Source organism: Arsenicibacter sp. R0_47 (genome assembly GCF_057652235.1).
Genome location: NZ_JBYFCJ010000023.1, coordinates 96,616 through 122,567, shown reverse-complemented (window position 1 = coordinate 122,567; position 25,952 = coordinate 96,616). Strand labels below are relative to the sequence as shown.

At 53.5% G+C, this 25,952-nt stretch carries 25 protein-coding genes; 17 read left to right on the top strand and 8 right to left on the bottom strand.

The genetic code is table 11. The features are described 5' to 3' along the window. Window positions 1–332: 332 nt before the first annotated feature. Window positions 333–1,217, bottom strand: a complete 885-nt coding sequence (locus tag AC23NW_RS27315) for an aldo/keto reductase (protein ID WP_487453517.1) — start codon at window positions 1,215–1,217, stop codon at window positions 333–335. A gap of 210 nt (window positions 1,218–1,427) precedes the next feature. Between AC23NW_RS27315 and AC23NW_RS27310 the strand changes: the two genes are divergently transcribed. Together AC23NW_RS27310 and AC23NW_RS27305 are read left to right on the top strand one after the other, a co-directional pair. Continuing rightward, the gene (locus AC23NW_RS27310) at window positions 1,428–2,405 is read left to right on the top strand and encodes a c-type cytochrome (protein WP_293833767.1); all 978 of its coding nucleotides are present in this window, start codon (window positions 1,428–1,430) and stop codon (window positions 2,403–2,405) included. A 400-nt stretch (window positions 2,406–2,805) separates the two neighbouring features. Continuing rightward, window positions 2,806–4,110, top strand: coding sequence for a lytic transglycosylase domain-containing protein (locus AC23NW_RS27305; RefSeq protein WP_487453514.1), 1,305 nt, complete (start codon window positions 2,806–2,808; stop codon window positions 4,108–4,110). Between the two features lie 230 nt (window positions 4,111–4,340). Here AC23NW_RS27305 and AC23NW_RS27300 read toward each other — a convergent pair whose 3' ends face one another. Then, window positions 4,341–5,294: a homoserine kinase gene (locus AC23NW_RS27300; RefSeq protein WP_487453512.1), complete on the bottom strand. Its 954-nt coding sequence runs from the start codon at window positions 5,292–5,294 to the stop codon at window positions 4,341–4,343. Between the two features lie 159 nt (window positions 5,295–5,453). Between AC23NW_RS27300 and AC23NW_RS27295 the strand changes: the two genes are divergently transcribed. Further along, a complete protein-coding gene (locus AC23NW_RS27295) occupies window positions 5,454–6,746 on the top strand; it encodes a serine hydrolase domain-containing protein (RefSeq protein WP_487453511.1) in 1,293 nt (430 codons plus the stop codon). On the opposite strand, the gene AC23NW_RS27290 is transcribed toward AC23NW_RS27295, so the two are convergent. Further along, window positions 6,724–8,214, bottom strand: a complete 1,491-nt coding sequence (locus AC23NW_RS27290; RefSeq protein ID WP_487453509.1) for a PQQ-dependent sugar dehydrogenase — start codon at window positions 8,212–8,214, stop codon at window positions 6,724–6,726. The genes AC23NW_RS27295 and AC23NW_RS27290 overlap by 23 nt on opposite strands. Before the next feature lie 12 nt (window positions 8,215–8,226). Continuing rightward, entirely contained in the window at window positions 8,227–9,357 is a 1,131-nt protein-coding gene (locus tag AC23NW_RS27285; protein ID WP_487453507.1) for a plastocyanin/azurin family copper-binding protein, read from the bottom strand. A 285-nt stretch (window positions 9,358–9,642) separates the two neighbouring features. Between AC23NW_RS27285 and AC23NW_RS27280 the strand changes: the two genes are divergently transcribed. From AC23NW_RS27280 to AC23NW_RS27260, 5 genes are all read left to right on the top strand, one after another. Beyond that, on the top strand, window positions 9,643–10,524 hold the full coding sequence (locus AC23NW_RS27280; RefSeq protein WP_293833776.1) for a cell division protein FtsX: 882 nt from the start codon (window positions 9,643–9,645) through the stop codon (window positions 10,522–10,524). Between the two features lie 55 nt (window positions 10,525–10,579). Continuing rightward, on the top strand, window positions 10,580–10,885 hold the full coding sequence (locus AC23NW_RS27275) for a DUF3098 domain-containing protein (protein WP_487453506.1): 306 nt from the start codon (window positions 10,580–10,582) through the stop codon (window positions 10,883–10,885). Window positions 10,886–10,963: 78 nt separating this feature from the next. Next, window positions 10,964–11,830, top strand: a complete 867-nt coding sequence (locus AC23NW_RS27270) for an undecaprenyl-diphosphate phosphatase (RefSeq protein WP_293833779.1) — start codon at window positions 10,964–10,966, stop codon at window positions 11,828–11,830. Between the two features lie 53 nt (window positions 11,831–11,883). Beyond that, the gene (gene truB, locus AC23NW_RS27265; RefSeq protein ID WP_487453504.1) at window positions 11,884–12,618 is read left to right on the top strand and encodes a tRNA pseudouridine(55) synthase TruB; all 735 of its coding nucleotides are present in this window, start codon (window positions 11,884–11,886) and stop codon (window positions 12,616–12,618) included. 27 nt (window positions 12,619–12,645) lie between these two features. Then, window positions 12,646–13,575: a bifunctional riboflavin kinase/FAD synthetase gene (locus AC23NW_RS27260; protein WP_487453503.1), complete on the top strand. Its 930-nt coding sequence runs from the start codon at window positions 12,646–12,648 to the stop codon at window positions 13,573–13,575. 55 nt (window positions 13,576–13,630) lie between these two features. Here AC23NW_RS27260 and AC23NW_RS27255 read toward each other — a convergent pair whose 3' ends face one another. Then, window positions 13,631–14,404, bottom strand: coding sequence for a hypothetical protein (locus AC23NW_RS27255; RefSeq protein ID WP_487453502.1), 774 nt, complete (start codon window positions 14,402–14,404; stop codon window positions 13,631–13,633). Between the two features lie 286 nt (window positions 14,405–14,690). On the opposite strand from AC23NW_RS27255, the gene AC23NW_RS27250 reads away from it, so the two are divergent. Next, window positions 14,691–15,032, top strand: a complete 342-nt coding sequence (locus AC23NW_RS27250; RefSeq protein ID WP_293833786.1) for a hypothetical protein — start codon at window positions 14,691–14,693, stop codon at window positions 15,030–15,032. 34 nt (window positions 15,033–15,066) lie between these two features. After that, entirely contained in the window at window positions 15,067–15,351 is a 285-nt protein-coding gene (locus AC23NW_RS27245; RefSeq protein WP_487453500.1) for a hypothetical protein, read from the top strand. Window positions 15,352–15,616: 265 nt separating this feature from the next. Here AC23NW_RS27245 and AC23NW_RS27240 read toward each other — a convergent pair whose 3' ends face one another. Then, window positions 15,617–16,003: a hypothetical protein gene (locus AC23NW_RS27240; protein WP_487453498.1), complete on the bottom strand. Its 387-nt coding sequence runs from the start codon at window positions 16,001–16,003 to the stop codon at window positions 15,617–15,619. Between the two features lie 396 nt (window positions 16,004–16,399). Between AC23NW_RS27240 and AC23NW_RS27235 the strand changes: the two genes are divergently transcribed. The 7 genes from AC23NW_RS27235 to AC23NW_RS27205 all read left to right on the top strand — a co-directional run bounded on the left by AC23NW_RS27235 (window position 16,400) and on the right by AC23NW_RS27205 (window position 22,996). Beyond that, window positions 16,400–16,951 (top strand): RNA polymerase sigma factor, encoded by a 552-nt coding sequence (locus AC23NW_RS27235; protein WP_487453497.1) that lies wholly within the window; start codon window positions 16,400–16,402, stop codon window positions 16,949–16,951. A 326-nt stretch (window positions 16,952–17,277) separates the two neighbouring features. After that, window positions 17,278–18,387 (top strand): 5-methyltetrahydropteroyltriglutamate--homocysteine S-methyltransferase, encoded by a 1,110-nt coding sequence (locus AC23NW_RS27230; protein WP_487453495.1) that lies wholly within the window; start codon window positions 17,278–17,280, stop codon window positions 18,385–18,387. A gap of 64 nt (window positions 18,388–18,451) precedes the next feature. Then, the gene (locus AC23NW_RS27225; protein WP_293833797.1) at window positions 18,452–19,750 is read left to right on the top strand and encodes an MFS transporter; all 1,299 of its coding nucleotides are present in this window, start codon (window positions 18,452–18,454) and stop codon (window positions 19,748–19,750) included. Between the two features lie 89 nt (window positions 19,751–19,839). Next, window positions 19,840–21,330, top strand: a complete 1,491-nt coding sequence (locus AC23NW_RS27220; RefSeq protein ID WP_487453493.1) for an acyl-CoA synthetase — start codon at window positions 19,840–19,842, stop codon at window positions 21,328–21,330. An 11-nt stretch (window positions 21,331–21,341) separates the two neighbouring features. Next, a complete protein-coding gene (madL, locus tag AC23NW_RS27215; RefSeq protein WP_487453492.1) occupies window positions 21,342–21,731 on the top strand; it encodes a malonate transporter subunit MadL in 390 nt (129 codons plus the stop codon). Beyond that, window positions 21,706–22,473 (top strand): malonate transporter subunit MadM, encoded by a 768-nt coding sequence (madM, locus tag AC23NW_RS27210; protein ID WP_487453490.1) that lies wholly within the window; start codon window positions 21,706–21,708, stop codon window positions 22,471–22,473. The genes madL and madM overlap by 26 nt, the downstream gene beginning before the upstream one ends. Window positions 22,474–22,606: 133 nt before the next feature. Continuing rightward, window positions 22,607–22,996 carry a VOC family protein gene (locus tag AC23NW_RS27205; protein ID WP_487453488.1) on the top strand — a complete coding sequence of 130 codons (390 nt, stop codon included), beginning with the start codon at window positions 22,607–22,609 and terminating at the stop codon, window positions 22,994–22,996. Between the two features lie 209 nt (window positions 22,997–23,205). On the opposite strand, the gene pcaF is transcribed toward AC23NW_RS27205, so the two are convergent. Together pcaF and AC23NW_RS27195 are read right to left on the bottom strand one after the other, a co-directional pair. Continuing rightward, on the bottom strand, window positions 23,206–24,408 hold the full coding sequence (gene pcaF, locus AC23NW_RS27200; protein ID WP_487453487.1) for a 3-oxoadipyl-CoA thiolase: 1,203 nt from the start codon (window positions 24,406–24,408) through the stop codon (window positions 23,206–23,208). Between the two features lie 81 nt (window positions 24,409–24,489). Continuing rightward, on the bottom strand, window positions 24,490–25,839 hold the full coding sequence (locus AC23NW_RS27195) for a 3-oxoacid CoA-transferase (RefSeq protein WP_487453486.1): 1,350 nt from the start codon (window positions 25,837–25,839) through the stop codon (window positions 24,490–24,492). Between the last annotated feature and the right edge of the window lie 113 nt (window positions 25,840–25,952).

The following is a 25,952-nucleotide window of genomic DNA, read 5'->3' as shown; positions in this document are numbered from 1 at the left end:
GTCATCGTTTTGTAGTTTCGTCACCACAAAAATAGGACATACTGGTTCTTGCCTTTTTTTATGAGAAAGCCCTGTATTTATTATGGCGATAGCTGGGCAAAATCCAGCTGGATCGGCGATTTGATTTATGACCACTCTTTAGACCAAATAGAACAGCAACTCTATTCTCAAGGGTATAAGAAAGGTCAGAGCATTGATGAAGCAGTAAATAATGAACACGTATGAATTCAGAAAACTATCTACAGTGGTGGCACGACCCGGCGTCCCCGACTCTGAGGGGCGTCCTCCGATCGTGCCACCACTTGCTGCTCCTGTTAATTACAAACACGCCATTACCCCACAACCGGCTTTGGCAGATCGTTGAAATCTTCGTCGGTTAGCTGAATCGCGGCGGCAGCGGTGTTTTCCTCGAGGTGTTTGACCGACGAGGTGCCCGGAATCGGCAACATCACCGGCGAGGCCGCCAGCAACCAGGCAAGGGCGATCTGGTAAGCCGTGGCGTTGTGGCGCGCCGCTACTTTCTCAATCGCTTTTTCGGCCGACAGGTTGCCGCTCGCCAGCGGATACCACGGGATAAAGGCAATCTGATGCTGCTCACAATAGGCCAGCACATCGTTCCATTTCTGCTGTCCGAAGTTATACATGTTCTGCACCGACACCACGTCCACAAACTTCCGCGCGTATTCGATATCGTCAACGCTCACTTCCGACAGGCCAATGTGCCGGATGTAGCCCTGTTGCTGCTTTTCTTTCAGGAAGTCCAGCGTCTCGTCTTTCGGCACCTTCGGATCGAAGCGGTGCAGCTGGTACAAATCAATCCGGTCGACCCGCAGGCGCTGTAAACTGCCTTTCAGGGCTTCGTCGAGGTGCACCGGACTGGCATCTACCGGCCATTGGTTCGGGCCGGTCCGCAACAAACCACCTTTCGTACCGATAATCAGTCCTTCAGGATACGGATACAGCGCTTCGGCGATCAGTTCTTCCGACACATGCGGGCCGTAGCTGTCGGCGGTATCTATAAAGTTAATGCCTAAATCGAGGGTATGCTTCAGCACCCGAATCGCCTCATCATGGTTTTTAGGCGGTCCCCAGATGCCGTCGCCGGTGATACGCATGGCACCGTATGCCATCCGGTTTAGGGTTAAATCACCTACTGTAATCGTCCCTGCCTGCGCGGCAAGGGATGCATTTGCTCCTTGTTCTGCTGATGTCTGCATAAAAAACACTGGTTTCACAGGGTCTCGAATGACCCTTCCGGTGTAATAACAAAAAAAGCTATATGATCGTCCTTACCGCAACATTAGTTTTCTGTTAACAAGGCATTGGCTACAAAACGAAACTTTTTGACCACTTCCTAAATTAGCTTGCATTTACCAGCTAAGTCCTTATAGATTACCCTGTTTGTAGTCCTTCAACCCTATACTCCCATGAAAAAAGCAATCCGTATCGTTGTATGGATTATTGGCGGCATTGCCGTCATCATTTTCGGCATTGTCAGTTTTATTGCCGTCCGTGGTGTGCCTACCTACGAAGCACAGAAATTACCCGACTACCACGTCGACGTTACACCTGCCCGCATCGAACGAGGCGCTAAAATTGCCCAGCTGCTCTGTATTCAATGCCATCGGGGCGAAGGGGCCCAGCTTACCGGCAAACTGATTGCGGATGCACCCAAGGATTTCGGGCAGATTTATTCAGCTAACATTACCCAGGACAAGGAAGCCGGTATCGGTACCTGGACAGACGGCCAGCTGGCCTTTTTCCTCCGCACCGGCATTCAGCGCGACGGTTCCTACAATCCGCTGATGCCTAAATTCCCGAACATGGCCGACGAGGACCTGAAATCGGTTATAGCCTGGCTCCACTCCGACCGCGTTGAAGTCCAGCCAACGAAAGAGGAAGCGCCGAAAACCGAATACAACTTCCTGATCAAGGCGCTGACCAACACCGTGATGAAGCCCTACCCTTATCCGCAGAAAGCCATTACCGTGCCCGACAGCACCGACCGGGTGGCCTTCGGACGGTACATTGCCAACGGCATGGTGGGTTGCTACGCCTGCCACTCGGCCGATTTCAAAGCCCTTAACGACATTGAACCTGAAAAATCGCTGGGTTTCTACGGCGGCGGCAACCCGATGCTGAACCTGGAAGGCGAACTGGTGCCATCGGCCAATATTACCTTTGATGACGAGACCGGTATCGGTAAAAAATACACCGAAGAGCAGTTTATCAAGGTCGTCAAACAAGGGGCCCGGCCTGACGGATCGGTGACACGGTACCCGATGGTTCCGCACGTTACCCTGACCGATTATGAGGTCGGTTCGATCTACCAGTACCTGAAAACCATTCCCAAAATCAAGAACAAGGTAAGTACCTCTGAATCCGGCGCAGTAGCGCAGAAATAGCGTTTCCGGCATCCCGGACCGGCCTGGTCCGGGATGTAAACGTTTAATATAAAACAAATGACATAAGTGCCGTGCTGTTCATTTTCAGCCATATATCTGCACGTATAAAAACAACTTCTTGCTTTTATCCAATATCCTTTATACTTTAGCCCTCCCATCCCGGCCAGCATTGGCAACTTGTAAAGCATAGGGAGCGTACGTTTATGCTGCAGAAAGACAACATCGGGCGCTAAAAGCCCCCTTTTCTTCGTTGTGAATTAACGTGGTTTGCACCACGACATGAGCGTATCAGTGACGGCTGTCAGAGCAGGTGTAGCAGGAGTTTCGTGAGAGTAGTTCAGCCGTAATTCATATAGAAACGTTCGGGAGAACGCTTCGTTTTGTACTTAACTAGTCTGTTATGCGGAAATTATTCTTGCTGGCAGCTGCGTCGGGATTGACGTGGTGTATGCCGACATTTGCCCAACCGGCTCCGGAAGTCCATTTTTGCGGTGAGAGCATTCCCCAAAACCTGCCTTCGGTATCCCAACGCTGGTTGCGCACCCTGAATCGTCAGGCATCGTACATTGAGCATCTGACCACCCTTAAACGCCGCGCTTCTGCCATTTTTCCCATCATTGAGCCGATTATTGAGCGCTATGGCATCCCGAAAGACTTTAAGTATCTGCCGCTGCTCGAAAGCGCCGTTGTGGCAAGAGCAGTTTCCCGACGGGGAGCAGCCGGTTTCTGGCAAATTATGCCGCAAACGGCCAAACGCCTGGGTCTGAGTGTTGCCAGAGGCAGGGACGAACGGTTTAACCTGACCAAAGCTACCCACGCTGCCTGCCGCTACCTCAACGATCTGCACGATCAGCTGGGTTCCTGGATGCTGGTAGCCGCCGCCTACAATGCCGGGCCGAACTACATACAGGCCCTGAAACGAAGGTATCCCGAACGCCACCCGATTACGCTTCCCTTCCGCGCCCACGAAACCAAAGCCTATATCTATCAGGCTGTTGCCATCAAAGAGCTGCTGACCCGGCCATCGGCCTACCGCGATTTTCTCAGCGACCGCGCTCTCGCACAACTCAATAAACATACAGACGCCCTCCCTGCCACAGAAAAGCAAGCTATTCTGGCTTACTACGAATCAACCGAAAAAGCAGGCCGTGGCGACGGTAGTCCCGGCGAAGGCACCCTTACCGCCTCTATTTCGGACAATCCTATGCTGACCGATACCGCCACTGTGGCACTGCTGACCGATGAGCAGGATCAGCAGGAAGCCGTAGCTGAGGTATCGATCCTTGAAGAAGAACCGGAAGCCGAAGAAGCCCCTTTATCAGACCCGGCTCCGGTTGCGGTGCCGTCTCAGGCTCCCGCCGCCACCAACTTTGCCTCTACCGACGCTACTAATCAGTTGCTGACCCGCCGGATTGGTACCGAACCGCTGACCGAAGGCCAAATCTGCATGTTTGAAGTCATCCGTCCGGATGTGCTGAACGGGATTCCCGTCGCCGTGGGCGATGTACTGTATGCGCACGTCGATATGATCGAACCTACTTCGGGACGGGTATACCTGCGGACAGATAAACTCATGTCCGTAAAAACACAGGAATCAATTCCGCTGAAGCTGTCGGCAGTTGAACGGACTAAGCAGCCGGGTGTACCGATCCCGCTCCGCGATGAGCTCGCCGAAGGCTGGCGGCTGAAATGGGAGCAGTTATAGCGACTGACCATGTCACAACCAAAAAGGCGGAAGGCTATCCCTCCGCCTTTTTGGTTGTCAAACGTCAATGCTAACCCTGGATAGATTTATTGTCCGTAGCAAGTCTACACCACATAGAAAACAAAGATTTTTATATTGCTTATGTGCCCTATGTGGTAAATCAACGCTACTATTGGTATCGCTTAAAACCGGGTAAAATTAGTTTTCAGGTGTGACACCCATATAATCTCCTAAACCGTCAGATTTGACACAGGTTCCAGTACTTTAGGACCCTGGCTGTTAATTTCTGATACGTACAGTTCACTGGTAATATCAACGCTCAGGAACGCCTCCTGCATCGCCTTACCGACCTGCTGAGCGATTTCCGCATTGGCGCTCAGGGCAAACATCGACGGGCCGGAACCCGAAATACTGCAGCCAAGGGCTCCGTGTGCCAGAGCAGCCTGTTTCACTTCATCGAACTGCGGAATCAGAATCGACCGGACCGGCTCAATGATCACGTCAACCAGCGAGCGGCTGATCAGAGTATAGTCGGGTTTCATCAGACCGGCAATCAGACCGGCCACGTTCCCCATCTGAATAATCGTGTTCTTCAGCGAAACCTCATTGCGCAGGATAAAACGGGCATCTTTGGTATTCACCTCAATATCAGGGTGTACCAGGGTGGCGTGCATCCCGGGCGGTGTATCAATCCTGATTACGTCCAGCGGATTATAGCTGCGGACAACGACAAAACCACCCAGCAGCGACGGCCCGACGTTATCGGCATGTGCCGACCCGCAGGCAACCCGCTCCCCTTCCATTGCAAACGGCAACAGGTCAATCGTTGACAGCGGACGGCCCAGTAGCTCGTTAATGGCATAGACACCCGCTACGGCACTGGCCGCACTCGAGCCTAATCCGCTTCCCAGCGGCATCTGCTTATGCAGGACCACATCGACCCCGACATCCGTCCGGCCGATATGTTCCAGGTACTTCTGAATGGCAATACCGGCCGTATTCCGCGCGGCTTCACGCGGCAGGCGGCCTTCATCGCCCAGAATATCAATAATGGTGACGCCCGGTTCGTCGCGGCGCGTCAGCACAACTTCATCACCTGGCTGATCAACGGCAAAGCCGAAAATATCGAAACCACAGGCCACATTAGCGACAGTGGCAGGGGCAAAAACACGTACAGTTTCCACAGTGGCAAATAATTCAGATTACAGAATCACTCTGTTTACGGCGCAAAAATAGCTGAATCTCACGAAAATGGGGGCAAAATCCGGTACGAATCCGGGAAAAAGATGCATCCTGAAAATCCGGACTTATTGTATCTTCGCCCTACCCTAAAACCAAACTTCATGAAAAAAGTACTGCCCCTTCTTTTCTTATCAGCCTCCCTGCTCCAGGTGAAGGCCCAAGTAGCTCCGCCTCAGACACTTCAGGAAGCAAAACCCGAACTGGCCGGTATGAGTTCCGAACGGCTGCAACGCCTCGACCGCGTCATGCAGGAGTATATCGACAAGGGCTATCAGGGCGGCATCGGCGTACTGATTGTCCGGAACGGTAAAGTTGTACACCACAAGGCATTCGGTTACGCAAACCCTGATACCAAAGAACCGCTGAAACGCGATGCGATTTTCCGGATTGCGTCGCAGACGAAAGCCATCGTGAGCATGGGCCTGATGACGCTTTACGAAGAAGGCAAATTTCTGCTCGACGATCCGGTTTCCAAATACATTCCGGCATTTAAAAATCCGGTGGTGCTGGATAAGTACGAGCCAAAGGATACAACCTACACAACGGTGCCGGCCAAACGGGAAATTACCATCCGCCAGTTGCTGACGCATACGTCGGGTATCAGCTATCCGTCAATTGGCAGCAAGGAGGCCGTGGCGATTTATGCCAAAAACAACGTGCCCAGCGGTATCGGTACGCCAACCTACAAACTGGCCGACGTAATGGGCCGCCTGGGTAAGCTGCCCCTGATGCACCAGCCCGGCGAAAAATGGACGTACGGCTTGAGTACGGATGTAGTCGGCTATCTGATTGAAGTCATCTCCGGTCAGCCGCTCGACCAGTTCCTGAAAACACGCCTGTTTGATCCGCTCGGCATGAACGATACCTATTTCTATCTGCCGGTGAGCAAACAAAACCGGCTTTCGCCGATCTACACCGAAGGACCTGATAAATCGTTACAGGTTGAAAAAGGGACACGGGGCGTATCACCGGACTATCCGAAAGCCACCAACGGAACCTATTTCTCGGGCGGGGCGGGCCTTTCGTCGACCATGTACGACTATGCCATTTTCCTGCAAATGCTTCTGAACGGCGGTGAATACAACGGCAAACGGATCCTGAGCCCGATTACGGTACGGACAGTGCTGTCGAATCAGATCGGTGACCTCTCGCTGGGACAGGATAAATTCGGCCTTGGCTTCAGTCTGGCATCGGACAAAAGTGAAGCCCGGATTCCGGTTTCGGAAGGCTCCTTTGCCTGGGGCGGCTATTTCGGTACTACCTACTGGGCAGACCCCAAAGAAAAGGTAATCGGGCTGATTTACACCCAGAAAGTGCCAAACAGCTATCCTGACCTCGGCGACAAATTTAAAATCCTGTTATATCAGGCCATTACGGCTTCGTACGCACGGTAGCCGTACCGGGTGATTTCAGACGATTTAACGTGTAGCAAACCAGCCGGTTTGCTACCTTTTTTTTGCCGTCTGCCGACCGCAGATTACCCAGTGTCAGCTCATACACATAGCCTTTTTTCAGCTCGCCGAGTGTCAGCGATACCGTCCGTTTGTCGGCCGACAGTTTCACATCCGAAACCGCTACCGGCTGGCTGTCCGTTTCGGGCGACCCATAGGCGCGGTGGTATTTGTAATAAAACCGGCGGAAGGCATAACTGGCAACCTGCCGGGCAGCCGCTTCGTCGAGTGGCTGCGAAAAGGTCAGGTCGAAGCCGGTGGCCGTCAGGTGCATGTCCATGAGGTCGAGCGGAACGCCCTGTTTATAAACAATCCGCTGCAACCCGCGGGCGCCGACCCAACCGTGATCGTTCTGACCAACCCACAGGCTGCCATCGGGCGCAAACGCCAGCCGGTTATTGCCCATCCTGAGGCCAGCCTTATCCATGAACGGAATACACGCCCCCTGCAACTCGCCGTCGACTTCATCGAACAGCACCCGGACGAGGCGCGGGAAATCCATTTCGCCCACGAACAGCTGCCCGGCATACGGCCCGAATTTACCGCCGGTCTTATCGGCCACCATCTGCGTCGGTGAGTGGGCCATCCGCTGGTGCGGAAACGCCACGACTTCACGGGTACGCATGCTGTCGAGCTGTGCCGGTGTCAGGGTCAGCGGGTCGATGTCGGGGAAACCATCCCGCCAGACCAGGCTTGCAGGGTGCCCATAAAACTTTCCTTTTTCGACGTAGTACAGTTTGCTGGTCCCCAGCCAGTCGCCCTGGTTGTCGGTCACCAGCAGGCGGCCTTTGGCATCGAAGCCGATCCCGTTCGGCGACCGGAACCCCGAAGCCCACGGCGTCAGCTTGCCGTCGGGCGACAGCTGCATGACCCAACCGCGGTAGGGCACACAGGCATACATACGCCCCTGCCGCCCCAGCGAATCGTACTGACCACGGATTTCGTCGCGGATACCGGCCCCGTTCGACGCTGTGTTGAGGCTGAAATACAGGTTTCCTTTGGCATCTTTCACCGGCCCGAATGCAAACTCATGGTAGTTACCCGACATCCCGAACTGGTCCGAAACAGTCTCATAGCGGTCGGCCACGCCGTCGCCGTTCGTATCTTTAATCCGCGTCAGTTCAGGGCGCTGCATGACCAGCACTTCGTTGTTACTGACGGGTATAACGCCCAGCGGATCGTGCAGTCCTTCGGCGAACAACGACCATTTTCTGGTTTTAGGATGATACATCATCACCTCCCCGCGGTGAAAACAGGCCACCAGCCGTCCGTCGGGCATAAAGGCAATGCCACCCGTTTCAACAATCAGGCCTTCGGGCGTCGGAATCGTCTCGACAGTATAATAATCCGTTATGGTATCGGCGGGCGCGGCAACGGCCAGCAGGGTCGATAAAAGAAGCGTCAGCAGCATGAATGAACGTTGTTAAGGGACAAGCATTGTTACGGAAAACTGACGGGTACCCGCCGGTAACTCCAGGCGGCCGTTTTTCGCCGATGCCACCACATTATTGATCCGGGTCTGGTACTGTACGCCCTCCTGCTGATCGAGCAGGAACGTAACCGGCAACTTTCCGGCCGACAGCGTAAACTGCCGCACAAGCCCCCGCTTACCCGGAACAGCCCTGATGAGCTCCGTAACCTGCACACCGCCCAGCGAGTAGCTGAATTTCGGATAGCGGTTCACCAGTTCGTAGCCCTTGAACTGCGGCACCGGGGTGGCAGTGCCAATGCGGAACGGGAACCCCGACCGGTCGTTATAGTAAATATCGCCGACCACCTTTGTCAGGCGGTTGCCGTTGCCTTCCCAGTGGCCGTAGCTGTCGACAAAGCCGCCGGTCCAGGCATAGCGCAACCGGCATGAGCCGGCATCCCAGCAGTACGACTGCTGACCGGCTGTGGGATCGACCGGCAGGCCAACGGCAATGGCCGCCGGACCGCATTCGGGCATAAAAGTCCGGTAAAGCGCCGGAAACGTCATCTTGTAGGGATGGGCCGATTGTTTTCCGTGGGCCGCATGATCGCCGGCATCCGCCCGCTTCGGTACATACGGATCTTCGTCAACCGGTGGCAACCGCTTCGGCTCGCGGGTGGCGTGGATGACCCCATACATCACATACCCGTGCCCGGGATAGGTACACACAAACGGATAGGCACCTTCGTCGAGCGTCAGGGTCAGCGTATCGGTATGGCCTGGTTCCAGCAGCGGTATGGTGGCGATCACCTCCGGCAGGTTCGGTACATAGTTTTTCTTCGCCCCGTCAGTGCCCATTTTCAGCGCCGCTTCCACTACTTTCATGCGCGAATTCGGTCGGGTGACCACGAGGTTGTGCGACATGTCATCGGCATTTTCGAGAACGATCCGGAAACGGGTTTTCGGCTTTACCACAAGCCGGGTCTGTTCGTACTGAAGACCGGCCAGGGCACGGATAACGATGGTTGAATCGGCGTAAACAGCTGTAGCACCCTGGCAAACAGGTGGTTTAGTAACAGCAGGCTCAGCGAACAGGTGCAGCCAGAGCCAGAACGAGCTTATGAAATAAAACGTTGACAGCATGGGGTAAGGTATCAGCGATCCGGATAGGCCGACATGACGACGGAATTACGGCATACTCAATGCCAGGCCGCCGCCTGTTTGCCGCCTATATAATCAGAAGAGGCAGAAACGTTAGCTTTTTTACTCTTAAATTTTCCTAAATATGCCGCACATTATACAGGTGTTCGCTCGTTTTTGGTGAAAAGACCTATTTTTGCATAAGTTAGGCCGACAGACATCGTTGCCGGTCGGGTAGTACGATCTTGTCTACGGTCTCTTCGTCTAACGTTTTAATGGTAAGCAGCAGTGGCTCGAAAAAAGAAAAAAGTTGGCAAATATCCCGCAGGCCTGATTTTGTTCAGCATGACGCTGGCGCTGTTTCTCATTGGTTTTTGTGGCTTACTGGCTATTCAGTCAAAACGGCTGGTGACCTACATCCGCGAGAATTACGAGGTGCGGGCATTTCTTGACAAAGACGTAAAGTCCGCTTCCATCGAACGGGTAAAAGAGTCGCTGAAAAGCCGGCCGTATGTGGCCATCGCCAACGATACGCCGCAGGTTTCATTTGTCTCGAAAGAGCAGGCCGCCCGCGACTTTATTGCCGAAACCAAAGAGAATTTCGAGGAATTTCTGGAAGATAACCCGCTCCGCGACAGCTACCGGATTAAACTCCGCGAAGACTATTTTGACGAGACCAAACTGAAAGCCATCAAAGACGATCTGGACCAGATCGACGGCGTGGCCGATGTAGTATATCAGGAGAATATTGTGGACAGCATCAACCGGAACATCACCAAAATTTACATTGTGATGTCCGTTTTCGCCGTTTTTCTGCTGCTGATCATCGTTGTCCTGATGAACAACACCATCCGCCTTGCCCTGTATTCGCAGCGGTTACTGATCCGGAGTATGCAGCTGGTAGGCGCCACCAACGGCTTCATTACGCGGCCATTTCTGGTGCGGGGTGTTGGTCAGGGCTTTATCAGCGGCCTGATTGCCGCCGGTTTAGTAGCCGGTACGCTCCAGCTGGCGCTGTATAATCTGCCGGAGCTTACGGTATTGCAGGAGCCTGTAAAGCTGGCACTGCTGCTGGGTGGTATTATTTTACTGGGCGTTTTCATCGGCCTGCTCAGTACGTTTCAGGCCGTCAACCGGTATCTGGGCGTACACCTGGACGATCTTCATTAACCGATTAACGAACCGGCGCCCGCAGGCACCGGCAATTCTATAAATTCGTAAGAACATGGCAAAAGTCAGTCCTAGAGGAAAAGAAACAACAGAACCGGAAACGGCAGAAAGCCAGCCGGTTATATCACGGTTTACGAGCACCCCGAAGCCCGACAAGGCAGCGGCGCTTCCGTTCGGTAAAACAAACTATCAGCTGATGGTCGCCGGTATTCTGGTCATTCTGCTGGGTTTCTTCGTGATGACGCTGGATAAAGAGACCTTCGGCTTCGGCGCACTGGGCCTGACCGTTGGTCCGCTGATCGTTATGGCTGGTTTCATCGTTGAATTCTTTGCGATTCTGAAGAAGCCGAATCAGGCATAATCATCCGTTTCCCCAATCAGCGCAAGGCCTTGCCCCACCGGTAAGGCCTTGCGCTGATTCTGCATTTTATACCCATTCATGGACATTCTACACGCAATTTTTCTGGCCATCATCGAGGGCCTGACCGAGTTTTTGCCGGTGTCGTCAACCGGCCACATGATCATCTACTCGTCGCTGGCCGGTATTGCGAGCGATGAGTTCACCAAGCTCTACACGGTAAACGTGCAGTTTGGCTGCATCCTGTCGGTACTTGTCCTGTACCGCCGCCGCTTCCTGATCGACACCCGGACGCGGGAGTCTGAACTGGCCCGCTGGTACACCCTGCTCCCAATCTCGATTCAGCAGAAACTGGGTTCGTTTGCCGGTGTAATCGACTTTTACCTGAAGCTGTTTGTGGCTTTTCTGCCCGCCGCCGTCATCGGTTTCCTGCTGAACGACTTCATCGACTCACTGCTTGAAAACGTGGTTGTTGTGGCTATTTCCCTGCTCCTGGGCGGCATTGTGCTGGTTTATATTGACCGCATCATGCAGCAGCGTACCCGCGATTACGACGTAACGTTTCCGGAAGCCCTGCGCATTGGTTTCTTCCAGTGCATTGCCATGATTCCGGGCGTTTCGCGGTCGGCAGCTACCATTATCGGGGGTATGTTTCAGGGCCTTTCGCGCACCCAGGCCGCCGAGTTTTCGTTTTTCCTTGCCGTGCCGACCATGGCGGCAGCCACGGGTTATAAACTGCTCAAAACCTACAAGCTGCTGAGCCCCGACGATGTGCAGATACTGCTGATCGGCAACGCCATCGCCTTTGTCGTCGGGCTGCTGGCGATCCGCGGCTTTGTCGGCTTCCTGACCCGTTACGGCTTTAAAGTTTTCGGCTATTACCGAATTATCCTCGGCCTGATCCTGTTAGGTCTGGTAGCATCGGGCGTTAAACTGGATGTCATCTAAGCAGCCGGTATACACTGGCTGATGATTGGTGTCTCAGCCCCGATACAGTATTTATGTCAACTGATTCTGCATTGAAACCAGAAAATCAACCGGCCGATCCCGGACAGGTTATTCTCATTGATAAGCCGCTCGAATGGACCTCGTTCGATGTCGTCAAAAAATTAAAGTGGGCCTGTAAGTTTAAGAAAATCGGCCATGCCGGTACGCTTGACCCGCTTGCCACCGGTCTGCTTATTCTGTGTACCGGTAAAAAAACAAAGGAAATCGACAGCTACCAGGCACAGGAAAAAGAATATACCGGTACGCTGGTGCTCGGCCGTACGACCCCGTCGGTCGATCTGGAAACGGAGTTTGACGCCGAATTCGACACGTCTGCCATTACCGCCGACGATGTCAGGGCAGCCGTAGCACAGCTAACCGGCAGTATTCAGCAGATTCCGCCGATTTATTCAGCCATCCGCGTCAACGGCGAACGGTTGTATGAACGGGCTCGCCGCGGCGAAACCGCCGATCAGGTAGAGGGTGGCATCAAAAGCCGGACCGTGGAGATCTCAGCCTTCGACATTACGACCGATACCCTGGGCACCGACCCGTTTCCTACGCTACATTTCCGCATCGTTTGTTCAAAAGGCACGTATATTCGCAGTCTGGTCCGCGATCTGGGCCTGCTGCTGCAGAACGGAGCGTATATGAGCAGCCTGCGCCGCACCCGGATCGGTGCTTTCCGGATCGAAGAGGCCGATTCTATTGAGGGATTTATTGAGACGTTTAAAGCGCAGCCAGCCTGATTATCAGCCGGTGTGCGCCTGTTACCTATGATTGTTCATACTAGTTTAGATTCGTTTCCGGAACTCTCCTATTCCGTCGTGACCAGTGGTACATTCGACGGCGTTCATCGGGGGCATCAGAAAATTCTGGAACGGCTGACAGAGGTTGCCCGCGCCAATAACGGGCAATCGGTACTGCTGACGTACTGGCCCCATCCGCGGACGGTGGTGTCGAATGATAGCCAGAACCTGAAGCTGCTGACCACGCTCGATGAAAAAATCGCCCTGCTCGAACAGGCGGGTGTCGATCATCTGGTAGTGATTCCGTTCACGCGGTCGTTTTCACAACTTACCTCCGAAGAGTTTATCCAGTCGATTCTAATTGATAAAATCCGGACCAAAAAACTGGTTATCGGCTATGACCACCGCTTTGGCCGTGACCGCGAAGGCGGGTTTGATTACATTCAGAAACATCAGGCAGAGTACGGCTTTGAGGTAGAAGAAATTCCGCGCCAGGACGTAGAAGCGGTCGGTGTCAGTTCCTCGAAAATCCGGCAGGCCTTGGCCGACGGACAGGTACAGACCACGATCAAATTTCTGGGCCGTCCCTACAACCTCAACGGAACGGTTGTTAAAGGCCGGCAGCTGGGCCGGACCATCGGCTTTCCGACGGCAAATCTGCAGGTCGACGATGCCAATAAGCTTATTCCGGCCAACGGCGTGTATGCGGTCGAAGTACTGTACAAAGGCCAGACGTTCGGCGGGATGACCAATATCGGTTTCCGGCCGACGGTTGCAGGAACGCACCAGACCATCGAAACCTACATTTTTGATTTTGACAAGGATATTTACGGCGAACACATCCGGTTACTGTTCCGCGAGTTCATCCGGTATGAGCAGAAATTCAGTGGTCTGCCCGCACTGATCGAACAACTTGGCAAGGATCAGGCGCAGGCCCGCACGCTGCTCGGCCTCTAAAAACAAACGCCCGGCTTCCTGAACAGAGGCCGGGCGTTTTACGTTGCAGGCCAATTCAGCCTTTCGTGCGGTACAGGGTGCCGTTTTCAACAACGTACAGCATACCGTCCATAGCCACAATCAGGCTTACGTCTTTCAGGATACCATCCGGTCCGATCTGCTCATAATTGCCATTGACGTCGGTCCGGAACAGCGTACCGTCTTTCTCGACACTCCACAGGTAATTCTGGTCGGCCACCATCGCTACCGTATTTTCCCAGTCGCCTTTTTTGCCCACCTGCTGCCACGTCATGGAGCGGATACTGGTGCGGTAAAGTGTACCGTTTTCGACAGTCCAGAGGTAATCGCCCATCGACTCCAGCATGTCGGCATCCTCAAACTCGCCTTTGCTGCCAATCTGCCGCCACGTGCCATTTTTAGCGGTTTCGTACAGCGTGCCGTTGGTTTCAATGCTGTAGAGTTTACCGTTCATCGCTACCATGCCTTCGGTGTTTTGCCAGTCGCCGGTTTTACCCACCTGCCGCCATCCGCCCGAAGCAGGATTTGTGCGGTACAGTGATCCGTCCTCAATCGTCCAGATTTCACCGTCCATAGCTACCAGCACTTCGGCGTGATCAAATTCGCCTTTGGCGCCTATTTGTTCATAATTCCCCTGTTTGTCGGTTTTAAATAAAGTGCCATCCTGCTCAATACTGTATAAATTGCCGTTCAACGCGGCAACAGCAATCGTATTCTGCCAGTCGCCGGTTTTGCCGACCTGTTGCCAGCGTTGAGAAAAAGCAAATTGCCAGGTTAAGCTGATCAGAAAGATTAGAAAGCTACGTTTCATTTGGTTTTATGCCATTGATTTTGTGCCGTATCTTCATGATACGGCAACATTGCGGCAGCTGAAAATAAAATGCAGCTAAAATTCAGTCAATATTTTGCCCTGTATATGCTACGATTTTACCAAAATAGTCCTTTTTTGTAAACGCCTTACCAAATAATTGTCCGTTATTTCCGGTATATTTAACTAATCAATTTTAGTGTAAACGTTTACCAAGGGCAAACACACCTGCGGTAGTCCATTTGATAGATTGACACAGCAATCAGGGGCGGGGGATGGTTATACCTGCATGATAACACTAGCCGACGCGACCAGTTTACTGGAGCAAACAACCGACTTATTGCATAATTCGCCGACTTCCGAAGCAGGTATACCATTACTGGATCAGTGGATCGGCGCCTTGCGGCAAGCCCCCAATACGAAACCGATTGCAGATGCGCTTGCGACCCTGAAAACCCGGCTACAGGCTGAACCGGCCGATGAAGCCGCTGTCCGGACGTCACTGGGGCAAGTTGCAGACTTACTGTCGGCACTCAGTCCCGAAACCGGTTCCGAAGGCGAAATGCCATCGCTGCTGGAAGGGTTAGCGGCTGCTCTTCGTGAAGCCGGTGAAACATCTATCACCGATTAATTGTTACGCCAGAAATCAAACCGTCAGCAATATCATGAAACTTACGTGGACGTACTACCCCAAAGACGACACCTCATCGGTCACGCTGACGGTCATTTATATCCCCGCTCTGGACAGCTATAAACTGCCCCACGGGGGTTATCTGACCCCCGATAATGTAGCCTATGTAGACCGCGAAACCTACCGGATTTTCGATAACGGCCCGCTGCCCCACCGGCGGGATGCGTTCCAGCGGCTGCTACGGATCAGTATGCCCGATATGGCGACCGAATCCTTCCGGTTTCAGGAGTTGGCTGTACATCTGCCGGATCAGCAGTAAATGAAGCGTTTATGACCGCCTGCTACTAATTCGCAGGCTTGGCTCTAAAGCGCTTCCGCATCAGGCCGTCACAGCAAATCTCAGAACGATCATCCATATACGCAACTGATCAGGCAGTTTTTGGGCAGCACTATAGACGCGCTTACCAACAAAGACATTCGCCCGACCGGCAACGCTTTCTGCCCGGTAAAACAATCCGTATTATCAGTCATTTTTACTATAATATATAGTTCATAATAACCATTAACCGGTCGGGTAATTGTATTCAGAAAAATACGACATCATTAAAAAAAAATGCATCATCTTTAAAGATGTATAAGTGAGGATATTTATGCTTATAATGCCATGCGGGCCGCGCATCCTTTGTGGCCAGGACAATCTTTAGAAAATCAACATAATCAATGATTCTTTCGTGTTCATCAACAATGCGTTTTGACTGAAGCCAGGTCCAGAAATCATCAGCAGACTGATAGAATTCCCAGTTATTATGATTAAATAAAAACCGCCAGCCTTTGCAGGATCTGCCAAGGTGAATCTTTTCGGTAAATACGTTCTTCCTTGCTTTAAACGCCGCTAAATCCCCTTTTTCTGCAATACTGAACAATTCCTGCCAGTCATTTTCAGTTGGTATTATTCGGGCATAGTAATTCATTGCGGTGGATGGTAAGACATAAAACCCAATAAGTCTCTGTTTATCTGCCAGGTATCTACATATAAGTATTTTAATATACCTGCTCACGCCTAAAAAACAATATTTATACATATATAGTACAGCAGTTTCCTTTTATATTTTAATTCTGCAAACTTAAACGGATTTCAGCCTGCGAAAAATAAAAAATAAACTGGTGTAAATACGTTTATTATGATAATTCTATAATTAATTTATATAGCTATAGTTGCTGATACAAATCAGAAATTTTAATCCTTTTTTGTCACCCAAAGTCCCTCGGAAAGAAACAAATTCAAAAAAAATCAAGTTACTTTAAATGTACAGCCTGTTTACTTAAATCAAGTAATTGGTTTAAGCCATTCCTAAAGCAATAAACTTGTGAAACAATCATCTCTTCGCCTCGTCACAGACGAAGCGCTGGTAGCGCTGTACCTGAGCACCACCCAGGAGCGTTATTTTCAGCCGCTCTACCAGCGTCATTACAGGTTAGTGCTCAAGCACTGTCTTACGTTTACAAAAGACCCGGAATTAGCGCAGGATTTCGCTCAGACTGTTTTTGAAAAAGCGTTGATTAACCTGCACACCTTTAAACACAAAAGTCGTTTTTCGACGTGGTTATATGTACTGGCGCGTAACTATTGCCTTTCCCAGCAGAGGCGCGATAAGTCCTTCCGGTTTGTAGCGCTTGATGACTATGTGATTACGTTAGCAGATCCGGCCCCGGCGGCCGAGTATCCGTTCGATGAGTTTATCCATATTTTACACCAGTTACCCGATCTCGAAAAACAGATTCTACGTTTACGGTACGAAAATAATCTGAGTATTCCGCACATTGCGGAACAGGTGAATATGCAGCCCTCAGCCGTGAAAATGCGGTTGAAACGCTGTCGGGATAAACTCCGGAAGCAAATCGGCAGCCTGCCATCCTGATATCGTTATTCTGTAAACACCAGGCAGAACAGCCGCATAACCTTTGCGTGTTATGCGGCTGTTTTTTTTCAAAATAACTTCCGCAATAATTAGATTTTCTCCCTGTTTTTTTAAATTATTGCCAGTCATTTACCCTACTTGACCCTTAACCTTAGCAAACATCAATGACCCGCCTGCTTAGCTTTTACCGGCTGATGGCAATCCTGTGCATCAGCCTGGCTTAATGATGCCCTTTACATCGCCAATGCCTACCGCAACCCCGATAACGTGGTCATCGAAATCTGGCAGGTGCGTTAATTCCTGAAAACTACCCTTAACCAATTGATATGAAAACCCCTCCTTTCCGTGCCGATCATGTGGGCAGCCTGCTCCGGACTCCGGCCGTCAAAGAAAACCGCCTGAAGTGGAAAAAAGGCGAAATCACAGCCGACGAACTTCGCGCTATTGAAGATGAGGCCATTAAAGAAACAGTACAGCGGCTTGAAGCCACCGGTATGCGTTCAATTACCGACGGTGAGTTCCGGCGGGATTATTTTCACCTCGACTTCCTGAAAGAACTGGACGGCGTCAGCGTTACAGGCGGAATCGATGCAAATCCGCACGCCAAAGTCGCTGAAGACGGCTTCAAACCACCGGTTCTGAGTGTAACGGGCAAGCTCCGGCACCGGAAAGACATTCAGGTAGATGACTTCAACTTCCTGAAATCGGTCGTAACCCAAACGCCTAAGGTCTCGATCCCGTCGCCGACGATGATTCACTTCCGGGGGGGGCGTAAGTCGATCGATATTCAGTCGTACCCCGACATGGATCAGTTCTTTGCCGATCTGTCGGCGGCCTACCGCGAAGAAATTGACCATCTCTATCAGGCCGGTCTGCGGTATCTGCAACTGGACGACACCAACCTGGCTTACCTCTGCGACCCCAAAATGCGGGCGGCAGCGGCCGAACGCGGCGAAGACCCCAACGAACTGCCCCGCACCTATGCGCGGCTGATCAACTCAGTCATCGACAACCGCCCCGACGACCTTACCGTTGGCATTCACCTGTGCCGGGGCAACTACCGGAGCACATGGTTTGCGGAAGGCGGTTACGAACCCGTCGCCGAAGTGTTGTTCAACGAGATCAACGTCGATGCGTATTTCCTGGAATACGACGACGAACGCTCCGGCGATTTCGCGCCCCTGCGGTTTGTACCCCACCACAAAATGGTGGTGCTGGGCATTATTTCGTCCAAAGTAAAAACCTTGGAGCCCATCGATGACCTCTGCAAACGCATTGACGAGGCGGCGCAATACATCCCCCTCGACAACCTGTGCGTCAGCCCGCAGTGCGGTTTTTCATCAACGCATCATGGCAACGACATGACCCACGATGACCAGTGGCGGAAAATCGAACTGGTGGTCAATACGGCCACCAAAGTCTGGGGTACGCCTTAACCGATTCGTTCCCGTTACCGCATGATGTTATGGCATCATGCGGCGATCTCCTAACCTTAACTATATGACTGTCAGTGTCCGGTCACTCATTGACCAGCGGCCCATCTCGGGCCTGCAATACGCCACGATTCTGATTTGCTTCCTGATGAATATGCTCGACGGCATGGACGTCATGGTGATTTCCTACGCCGCCCCCGCCATTGCAAAAGGCTGGGGTGTTACACCCGAAGCGCTGGGCATAGTGTTCAGTTCGGGGCTCTTCGGGATGACGTTCGGGGCGTTGCTGATGGCCCCTTATGCCGACGTTACCGGCCGTAAGAACATGATTCTGCTCAGCGCTTTCCTGATGGGTCTGAGCATCTATCTGACGGCCTATGCCACCAGCATTACGGCCCTGATTGCGTTCCGGTTTGTAAGCGGGCTGGGCATCGGCTGCATGCTGGCCAGTACCGCCGCCCTCGCCGCTGAATATACGCCCAACCACTCCCGCGACTTCTGGGTAAGCTTCGTGGTAGCGGGGTATCCGGTCGGGGCCGTGGTGTCGGGACTGGTTGCGGCCAAAACCATTCCGGCATCGGGCTGGGGTTCCATTTTTCAGCTGGCGGGGGCAACGACGTTCTTCTCGCTGCCGCTGATCTACTTTTTCCTGTCCGAATCGCTGGACTTTCTGCTAAAGTCACAACCGAAAGCCTCTCTTGAGCACGCCAACCGGATATTGGTAAAGATCGGCGCAGGCCCTATCCCGGCATTACCCGACAAACCGCTGAAACCGTCCGGCATTCCGGTCAAATCGCTGCTGAATGAAGAGTTTAAGGTATCCAGCATTCAGCTATGGGTTGCTTTGTTTCTGGCCTTTGCCACGCTTTATTTCCTCACCAGCTGGATTCCGAAACTCGCTACCAATGCGGGATTATCCATTGAACTGGCCATTTATGCCGGCACGGTTTTCAACGTCGGCGCGTTTTTCGGCATCGTTACGCAGGGATATTTCTCCAGCCGGTTTGGCCTGAAAAAAACAATCGGCGTCTTTCTGATCATGACGGGCGTGCTGATGGCGGGCTTCAGCCTTTTCTTCGGGTCATCGGCGCTGCTGCTGGTGTTCGGGTTGTTAGGCTTCGGGATTCAGGGCGGATTTGTCGGCCTGTATGCCGTGGCGGCGCGGCTCTACCCGACGGAGTTCCGGACAACGGGCGTCGGCTGGGCAATCGGTATCGGGCGGCTGGGCGGCATTATTGGTCCGGCAGTCGGTGGCGTTCTGATCGGCATGGGCCTGTCGATGACCACTAACTTCCTGATTTATGCTGTTCCGACGATACTGGCCGGTCTGATGACGATCTACATTTCGTCGAAAAGCATCAGCTGACGGGACAAAATTATCTATTCTGTCGTCCTGCGTTTTTCTGTGGGCTGACAAACACTAACAAATTTCATCCGTTTCGGGTGCCCGACATAATGCAACCCTTTATCACGAATGCAACCCAACACGCTGACCAGACCGCGATTGTCGCTGATGGTCAGTCCTACACATATCAACAATTGCTGGATGCTTCGGCAACGATGGCCAACTGGCTGCTCGATGGCCGTGACGACCTGAGCGAAGCCCGTGTCGCCTTCATGATCACGCCGGGCTTCGACTATGTCCGCGTACAATGGGGCATCTGGCGGGCAGGCGGCATTGCCGTGCCGCTCGCCCTCTCCTATCCGCCCCCGTCCCTGCGCTACGTCCTCGACGATACCGGGGCCGACATTGTTGTAGCCGACGCTGCCTACGCCGGGATACTGGCACCGCTGATTGCTGAACGCGGTATCCGGCTGTTGGTATTGGAGCAGGATGAGCCGGCGAATCATACGCTGGCATTACCCTTACTGTCGCCGGACCGGCGGGCCATGATCCTGTACACCAGCGGCACAACCAACCTGCCTAAAGGCGTCGTCACCACCCATGCCAACATTCAGGCGCAGGTGTCGACCCTGGTATCGGTCTGGCACTGGTCTGCCGACGACCACATTCTTTGTGTGTTACCGCTGCACCACGTGCATGGCATCATCAACGTCGTTTCTTCGGCGCTCTGGTCGGGAGCCACGGTTGAGTTTATGCCCAACTTCTCGGCAGAAGGTGTTTTCGGCGCTTTTGCGCAAGGCGCCATTAATGTCTTCATGGCGGTGCCGACCATCTATTTTAAACTCATTGCCCACTGGGAGCAACTTCCGGCTGACGAGCAGCATGCCATTTCAGCGAATCTGGCCCGCTTCCGGCTGATGGTTTCGGGTTCGGCCGCGCTGCCGGTCACCGTCATGGAAAAATGGCAGGCCATCAGCAGCCATACGCTGCTCGAACGTTACGGCATGACCGAAATCGGAATGGGCATCAGCAATCCGTATGAGGGCGAACGGCGCGTGGGTGCCATCGGTCAGCCACTGCCGGGGGTGCAGGTCCGGCTCGTCAATGAGACCGACGAACCCGTTCCGGACGGGCAGCCCGGCGAGATTCAGGTCAAAGGCCCGAATGTGTTTCTGGAATACTGGCAACGGCCAGACGCCACGCAAAAGGCGTTTACCGCCGATGGCTGGTTCCGTACCGGCGACATTGCCGTCAACGAGGACGGCTACATCCGGATGCTCGGCCGCGACTCCATCGACATCATCAAATCGGGCGGCTACAAAATCTCCGCCCTTGAGCTGGAAGAAGTCCTGCGCACCCATCCGGCCGTGAGCGATTGCAGCGTCATCGGCGTTCCCAACGACGAATGGGGCGAAGTCGTTTCGGCGGTATTGATTCTGAAAGACCCCGCTGTTTCGCCCGCCGACATCAACAGCTGGCTGCGCGAACGCCTGCCCGGCTACAAAATCCCGCGCCAGTACCGGATCGTGGCCGAACTACCGCGCAATGCCATGGGCAAAGTGACCAAAAACGACCTGAAACCTTTGTTTTTACCCAGCTAAACGCTTTTCTGATGATTATTTACGGAGTTGCAATACTGGCCTTCTGTTATATCATGGGTCAGCTGGCCGGTGAATTTCTCGGCAAGGCGCTTGGCATCGATGCCAATGTAGGCGGCGTAGGCTTTGCCATGCTCCTGCTGATTCTGATTAACGACTGGTTCGCAAAGAAGGGCGGTCCGGATAAACTGACCGAAAACGGAATTCAGTTCTGGAGCCAGATGTACATCCCGATTGTAGTGGCTATGTCGGCAGTCCAGAACGTAAAGGTGGCCGTTTCGAGCGGCCTGATTGCGATTCTGGCGGGAATTCTTCCGGTACTACTCTGCCTGACGATGATTCCGGTTTTGGCAAAACTTACCAAAAAAGCACCTCAGCATGGAGATTATAGTCCGGTTTCTTGATAAAAACGGGCTCGTTGTGGCCTTTTTATGCGTAGGTATCATTACCTACGTTTCTGCTGTTTTGTCAGACCGGCTCACCAACCGCAAAATTCCGGGCTCGGCCATTGCCATTCTCATGGGGCTGGTACTGGCCTATATCGGCGGACGCGTGACCGGCGGCGAAAAAGGCATTGCCGACATCAAGGCCCTGTCCGGTTTCGGAATTATGGGCGGTTCGATGTTCCGCGACTTCTCCATTGTGTCAACGGCTATGGGGGCCAGCTTTGTGGTGATGCGCAAAACCGGCTGGGTCGGTGCCTTATCGCTGTTTCTGGGCATCGTGCTTTCGTTTATCGGCGGGGTGCTCGTAGCGCTGCTCTGGGGATATACGGATGCCATTAGCCTGACTACCATCGGGGCCGGCGCCTGTACCTACATTGTGGGGCCGGTAACCGGCGCGGCCATCGGAGCCAGTTCGGATGTGATGGCCCTGAGCATTGCCGCCGGTGTGGTCAAAGCCGTTTTTGTAACCATTGCCACCCCGTTTCTGGCCAGATTTATCGGTCTTGACAACCCGCATACGGCCATGATTTTCGGCGGGCTGATGGGTACTACCAGCGGCGTATCAGCCGGTCTGGCGGCCACCGATCCGAAGCTCGTACCGTATGGTGCCCTGACCGCCACGTTCTATACAGGCCTCGGCTGCCTCTCGTGTCCGTCTGTTTTATACCTTCTGATGCGCATGCTCTTCGGAAACGGCTAACAGAATCTTTACGCGCATATACATCCGGCCGGATCAATTGGGAAGATAACCACAGAGATTAGCGGAAGACAGCAGAGTCTGCTGTAGCTTCTGAACTGTAAGCTGGCAAACTAATCAGATAATAAGCGTATTAATGAAAATCGAACACATTGCTATTTGGGTCAATGATCTGGAAACAGTGAAGGCATTTTATATCCGGTATTTCGGGGCGACGGCCAATGAGAAGTACCACAATCCGGTGAAACACTTTCAGTCGTATTTTCTTTCGTTCGAAGATGGTTGCCGGCTCGAACTCATGCAGCGGCCCGATATTGCTGACGCCCCCAAAGACTACAACCGGCAAACCACCGGCCTGATCCATTTTGCAGTTTCGGTGGGTAGCCGGGAAAACGTTGATGCGCTGACCGAACAACTCCGGCACGATGGCTTCCCGATTGCCGGAGCCCCCCGAACCACCGGCGACGGCTATTACGAAAGTGTCGTGCTTGACCCCGAAAACAACATTATTGAAATTACGGTCTGATAAGTTATTGAGCGATTGAGTGAATGTGCGATTGAGTGAATAAGCAACTAAAATACAAACCTTTGCTCTCTGACTAAAGCTAATCTAATGTTGCTCAATTACTTATAAATGGCAGCCTTCACACTTAGTGGTGGCACGACCGCCAGGCGGCCCTGTTTGACGGGGCTGGCCATCCAGTCGTGCCACCACTATAGTCTCCCCTCTTTACCCTAAACCCGCTCAATCACAACGGCGTACCCCATGCCGACGCCGACGCACATGGTCGCGAGGGCATAACGCTTCTGCTGTTTCCGGAGCTCAAGCGCGGCCGTTTGCAGCAGGCGCGTCCCCGACATACCCAACGGATGCCCCAGAGCAATGGCCCCGCCATTGGGGTTGATGCGCGGGTCATCATCGGCCAGGCCCAGCTGACGGATACACGCCAGCGACTGCGCCGCAAACGCTTCGTTCAGTTCAATCACATCCATATCGGCCAGCGTTAATCCGGCTTTGGCAAGGGCTTTCTGCGTGGCCGGTACCGGCCCGATGCCCATAATCCGCGGCTCAACGCCTACTACTGCCGAACAGACAATCCGTGCCACAGGCATCAGGCCGTAGCGCGTCACCGCTTGTTCCGACGCGACCAGCATCGCCGCAGCCCCGTCGTTCAGACCGGCCGCATTCCCGGCCGTCACTGTACCGTTTTTACGGAACGACGGCTTTAGCGTAGCCAGGACCTCAAGGCTTGTTCCGGGCTTAATAAACTCGTCTTTACTGAAAACCGTGGCCGGTCCTTTTCTCGCCGGAATTTCTACCGCCACAATCTCTTCGGCCAACCGGCCTATGGCCTGCGCTGCGGCTGCTTTCTGCTGTGAACGCCAGGCAAACAGGTCCTGATCTTCACGGCTGATGCCATACAGATCTACCAGATTTTCGGCCGTCACGCCCATGGCATCGGTACCATATAGTTCGTGCATTTTCGGGTTGACAAACCGCCACCCGAAGCTCGAATCGAACATCTGCGCGTCGTTGCCGAAGGGCTTCGCCGTTTTTGAAATCACCCACGGCCCGCGGGTCATGTGCTCCATACCACCGGCAATGAACACATCGCCGTCGCCGGCCTTAATGGCGCGGTTGGCGTGGATCACTGCCGACATCCCAGACGAGCACAACCGGTTGACGGTTTCGCCCGGAACGGTATACGGCAGACCGGCCAGCAGCAACGCCATGCGCGCCACATTCCGGTTATCTTCTCCCGCCTGATTGTGACACCCAAGTATCACATCATCAATACCTTCGACCGGAATAGCCGGATTGCGGGCCAGTAATTCCTTAATCGGCAACGCCGCCAGATCGTCGGCCCGCACCGGCGACAGGCTCCCCCCAAAGCTCCCGATCGGAGTCCGGACGGCATCTATAATGAATGAATCCATAGCTTATTGAGTGTTTGTGTGAATGAGTGATTGAGTGTTTCGTGAATGATTTTGAACAGGCGGAAGCCCTCGCTAAATCACTCAATCACTCAACCGCTCAATGAAGCCCGCTCCCGTCTTCGCGCGGACCTCGTCGAGGGTGGCGCCGGGCATAAGGTCGATCAGGGTGAGCTGACCATCGGGATAGGCGAACACGGCCAGATCCGTGATGACCATGTCGACCACGCCCGTAGCCGTCAGTGGCAGCGTGCACGATGGTACAATTTTAGACGAGCCGTCGGGGTTGGTGTGGGTCATCGTGATGATAAGTCGTTTTGCGCCTTTGGCGAGGTCCATCGCCCCGCCAACGCCTAACAACGGTTTGCCCGGCACCGCCCAGTTAGCCAGGTTCGCCGCCTCGTCCACTTCAAGTCCACCCATGATTGCCACGTCGATATGCCCGCCCCGGATCATGGCAAACGAATCGGCACTGTCGAAATAACTACTGCCTTTCAGCGCCGTAACCGGAATTTTACCGGCATTCACCGGATAGTCCATCGCTCCCCCGCCGTCGGCCGGTACGGGGCCGACGCCCAACATACCGTTTTCGGTGTGCAGAATAATGCCGTGCTCTTCCGAAATCAGATCGGCCACCAGCGTCGGGATACCAATGCCCAGGTTCACAACATCGCCTTTTTTTAGCTCTGCCAGTGCCCTGCGGGCCATGTGCATACGGGCTTCGTCCACCTTTTTCGACGACGATACCGATGCTGACGAACCAAGATCATCAAGCGTCAGGGTGGCCTGTACGAGGTAATCCACGAAGCAGCCGGGGGTATGCACATATTCCGGCGCAATGGTACCCACCGGCACGATTTCCTCTACTTCGGCAATCACCAGATCGGCTGCGGTGGCCATGGCCTTGTTGAAGTTATTTTCGGTCATGCGGTATTGCAGGTTACCGGCCATATCGGCCCGCCATGCCCGGATAAACGCCACGTTCCCCCGGATGGCTTTCACAAATACCTGCTCCACACCGTCGATCATTTTGGTTTCGCGGCCCTGCGCCAGCGGTGTACCGGCCGACGTAGGCGTGTAGAAACCGCCGATTCCGGCCCCGCCCGCCCGGATGGCTTCGGCCAACGTACCTTGTGGCAGCAGTTCATAGGCAACCTGCCCGCTCTGAGCTGCTTTAACGGCATCGGGATTGGAGGTAAAAAACGAGCCGATCATTCTGCTGATCTGTCCGTTCCGCAGCAGCCGTCCACCGCCCAACCCGGCCTCTCCGGTATTATTACCGACAAACGTCAGGTTTCGGGTTCCCAGTTCGGCCAGGGCATGCATCAGGTGTACGGGATTGCCGGTCATGCCGAAGCCGCCCTGAAGCAGTGTATCGCCCTCTTTGACGAGACCGGCTGCGGTTTTTATATCAATTATAGGTACTTGTTTCATTGGCTTATCATTTTTTGCCACAAAGGCACTAAGTAATAAAGCAGTACGAAGAAACAAGAAAACTTCGTGCCCCTTTGGTTCTTCCAGTCTTTGTGGTTCTTCATTTTTGCCAC

What these genes read in the sequence shown, in the direction of transcription:
- AC23NW_RS27315 (WP_487453517.1), bottom strand. Translation starts at nt 1,217, where the DNA reads ATGCAGACATCAGCAGAACAAGGAGCAAATGCATCCCTTGCCGCGCAG.
- AC23NW_RS27310 (WP_293833767.1), top strand. Translation starts at nt 1,428, where the DNA reads ATGAAAAAAGCAATCCGTATCGTTGTATGGATTATTGGCGGCATTGCC.
- AC23NW_RS27305 (WP_487453514.1), top strand. Translation starts at nt 2,806, where the DNA reads ATGCGGAAATTATTCTTGCTGGCAGCTGCGTCGGGATTGACGTGGTGT.
- AC23NW_RS27295 (WP_487453511.1), top strand. Translation starts at nt 5,454, where the DNA reads ATGAAAAAAGTACTGCCCCTTCTTTTCTTATCAGCCTCCCTGCTCCAG.
- AC23NW_RS27290 (WP_487453509.1), bottom strand. Translation starts at nt 8,214, where the DNA reads ATGCTGCTGACGCTTCTTTTATCGACCCTGCTGGCCGTTGCCGCGCCC.
- AC23NW_RS27285 (WP_487453507.1), bottom strand. Translation starts at nt 9,357, where the DNA reads ATGCTGTCAACGTTTTATTTCATAAGCTCGTTCTGGCTCTGGCTGCAC.
- AC23NW_RS27275 (WP_487453506.1), top strand. Translation starts at nt 10,580, where the DNA reads ATGGCAAAAGTCAGTCCTAGAGGAAAAGAAACAACAGAACCGGAAACG.
- AC23NW_RS27270 (WP_293833779.1), top strand. Translation starts at nt 10,964, where the DNA reads ATGGACATTCTACACGCAATTTTTCTGGCCATCATCGAGGGCCTGACC.
- truB (WP_487453504.1), top strand. Translation starts at nt 11,884, where the DNA reads ATGTCAACTGATTCTGCATTGAAACCAGAAAATCAACCGGCCGATCCC.
- AC23NW_RS27260 (WP_487453503.1), top strand. Translation starts at nt 12,646, where the DNA reads ATGATTGTTCATACTAGTTTAGATTCGTTTCCGGAACTCTCCTATTCC.
- AC23NW_RS27255 (WP_487453502.1), bottom strand. Translation starts at nt 14,404, where the DNA reads ATGAAACGTAGCTTTCTAATCTTTCTGATCAGCTTAACCTGGCAATTT.
- AC23NW_RS27250 (WP_293833786.1), top strand. Translation starts at nt 14,691, where the DNA reads ATGATAACACTAGCCGACGCGACCAGTTTACTGGAGCAAACAACCGAC.
- AC23NW_RS27245 (WP_487453500.1), top strand. Translation starts at nt 15,067, where the DNA reads ATGAAACTTACGTGGACGTACTACCCCAAAGACGACACCTCATCGGTC.
- AC23NW_RS27240 (WP_487453498.1), bottom strand. Translation starts at nt 16,003, where the DNA reads ATGAATTACTATGCCCGAATAATACCAACTGAAAATGACTGGCAGGAA.
- AC23NW_RS27230 (WP_487453495.1), top strand. Translation starts at nt 17,278, where the DNA reads ATGAAAACCCCTCCTTTCCGTGCCGATCATGTGGGCAGCCTGCTCCGG.
- AC23NW_RS27225 (WP_293833797.1), top strand. Translation starts at nt 18,452, where the DNA reads ATGACTGTCAGTGTCCGGTCACTCATTGACCAGCGGCCCATCTCGGGC.
- AC23NW_RS27220 (WP_487453493.1), top strand. Translation starts at nt 19,840, where the DNA reads ATGCAACCCTTTATCACGAATGCAACCCAACACGCTGACCAGACCGCG.
- madL (WP_487453492.1), top strand. Translation starts at nt 21,342, where the DNA reads ATGATTATTTACGGAGTTGCAATACTGGCCTTCTGTTATATCATGGGT.
- madM (WP_487453490.1), top strand. Translation starts at nt 21,706, where the DNA reads ATGGAGATTATAGTCCGGTTTCTTGATAAAAACGGGCTCGTTGTGGCC.
- AC23NW_RS27205 (WP_487453488.1), top strand. Translation starts at nt 22,607, where the DNA reads ATGAAAATCGAACACATTGCTATTTGGGTCAATGATCTGGAAACAGTG.
- pcaF (WP_487453487.1), bottom strand. Translation starts at nt 24,408, where the DNA reads ATGGATTCATTCATTATAGATGCCGTCCGGACTCCGATCGGGAGCTTT.
- AC23NW_RS27195 (WP_487453486.1), bottom strand. Translation starts at nt 25,839, where the DNA reads ATGAAACAAGTACCTATAATTGATATAAAAACCGCAGCCGGTCTCGTC.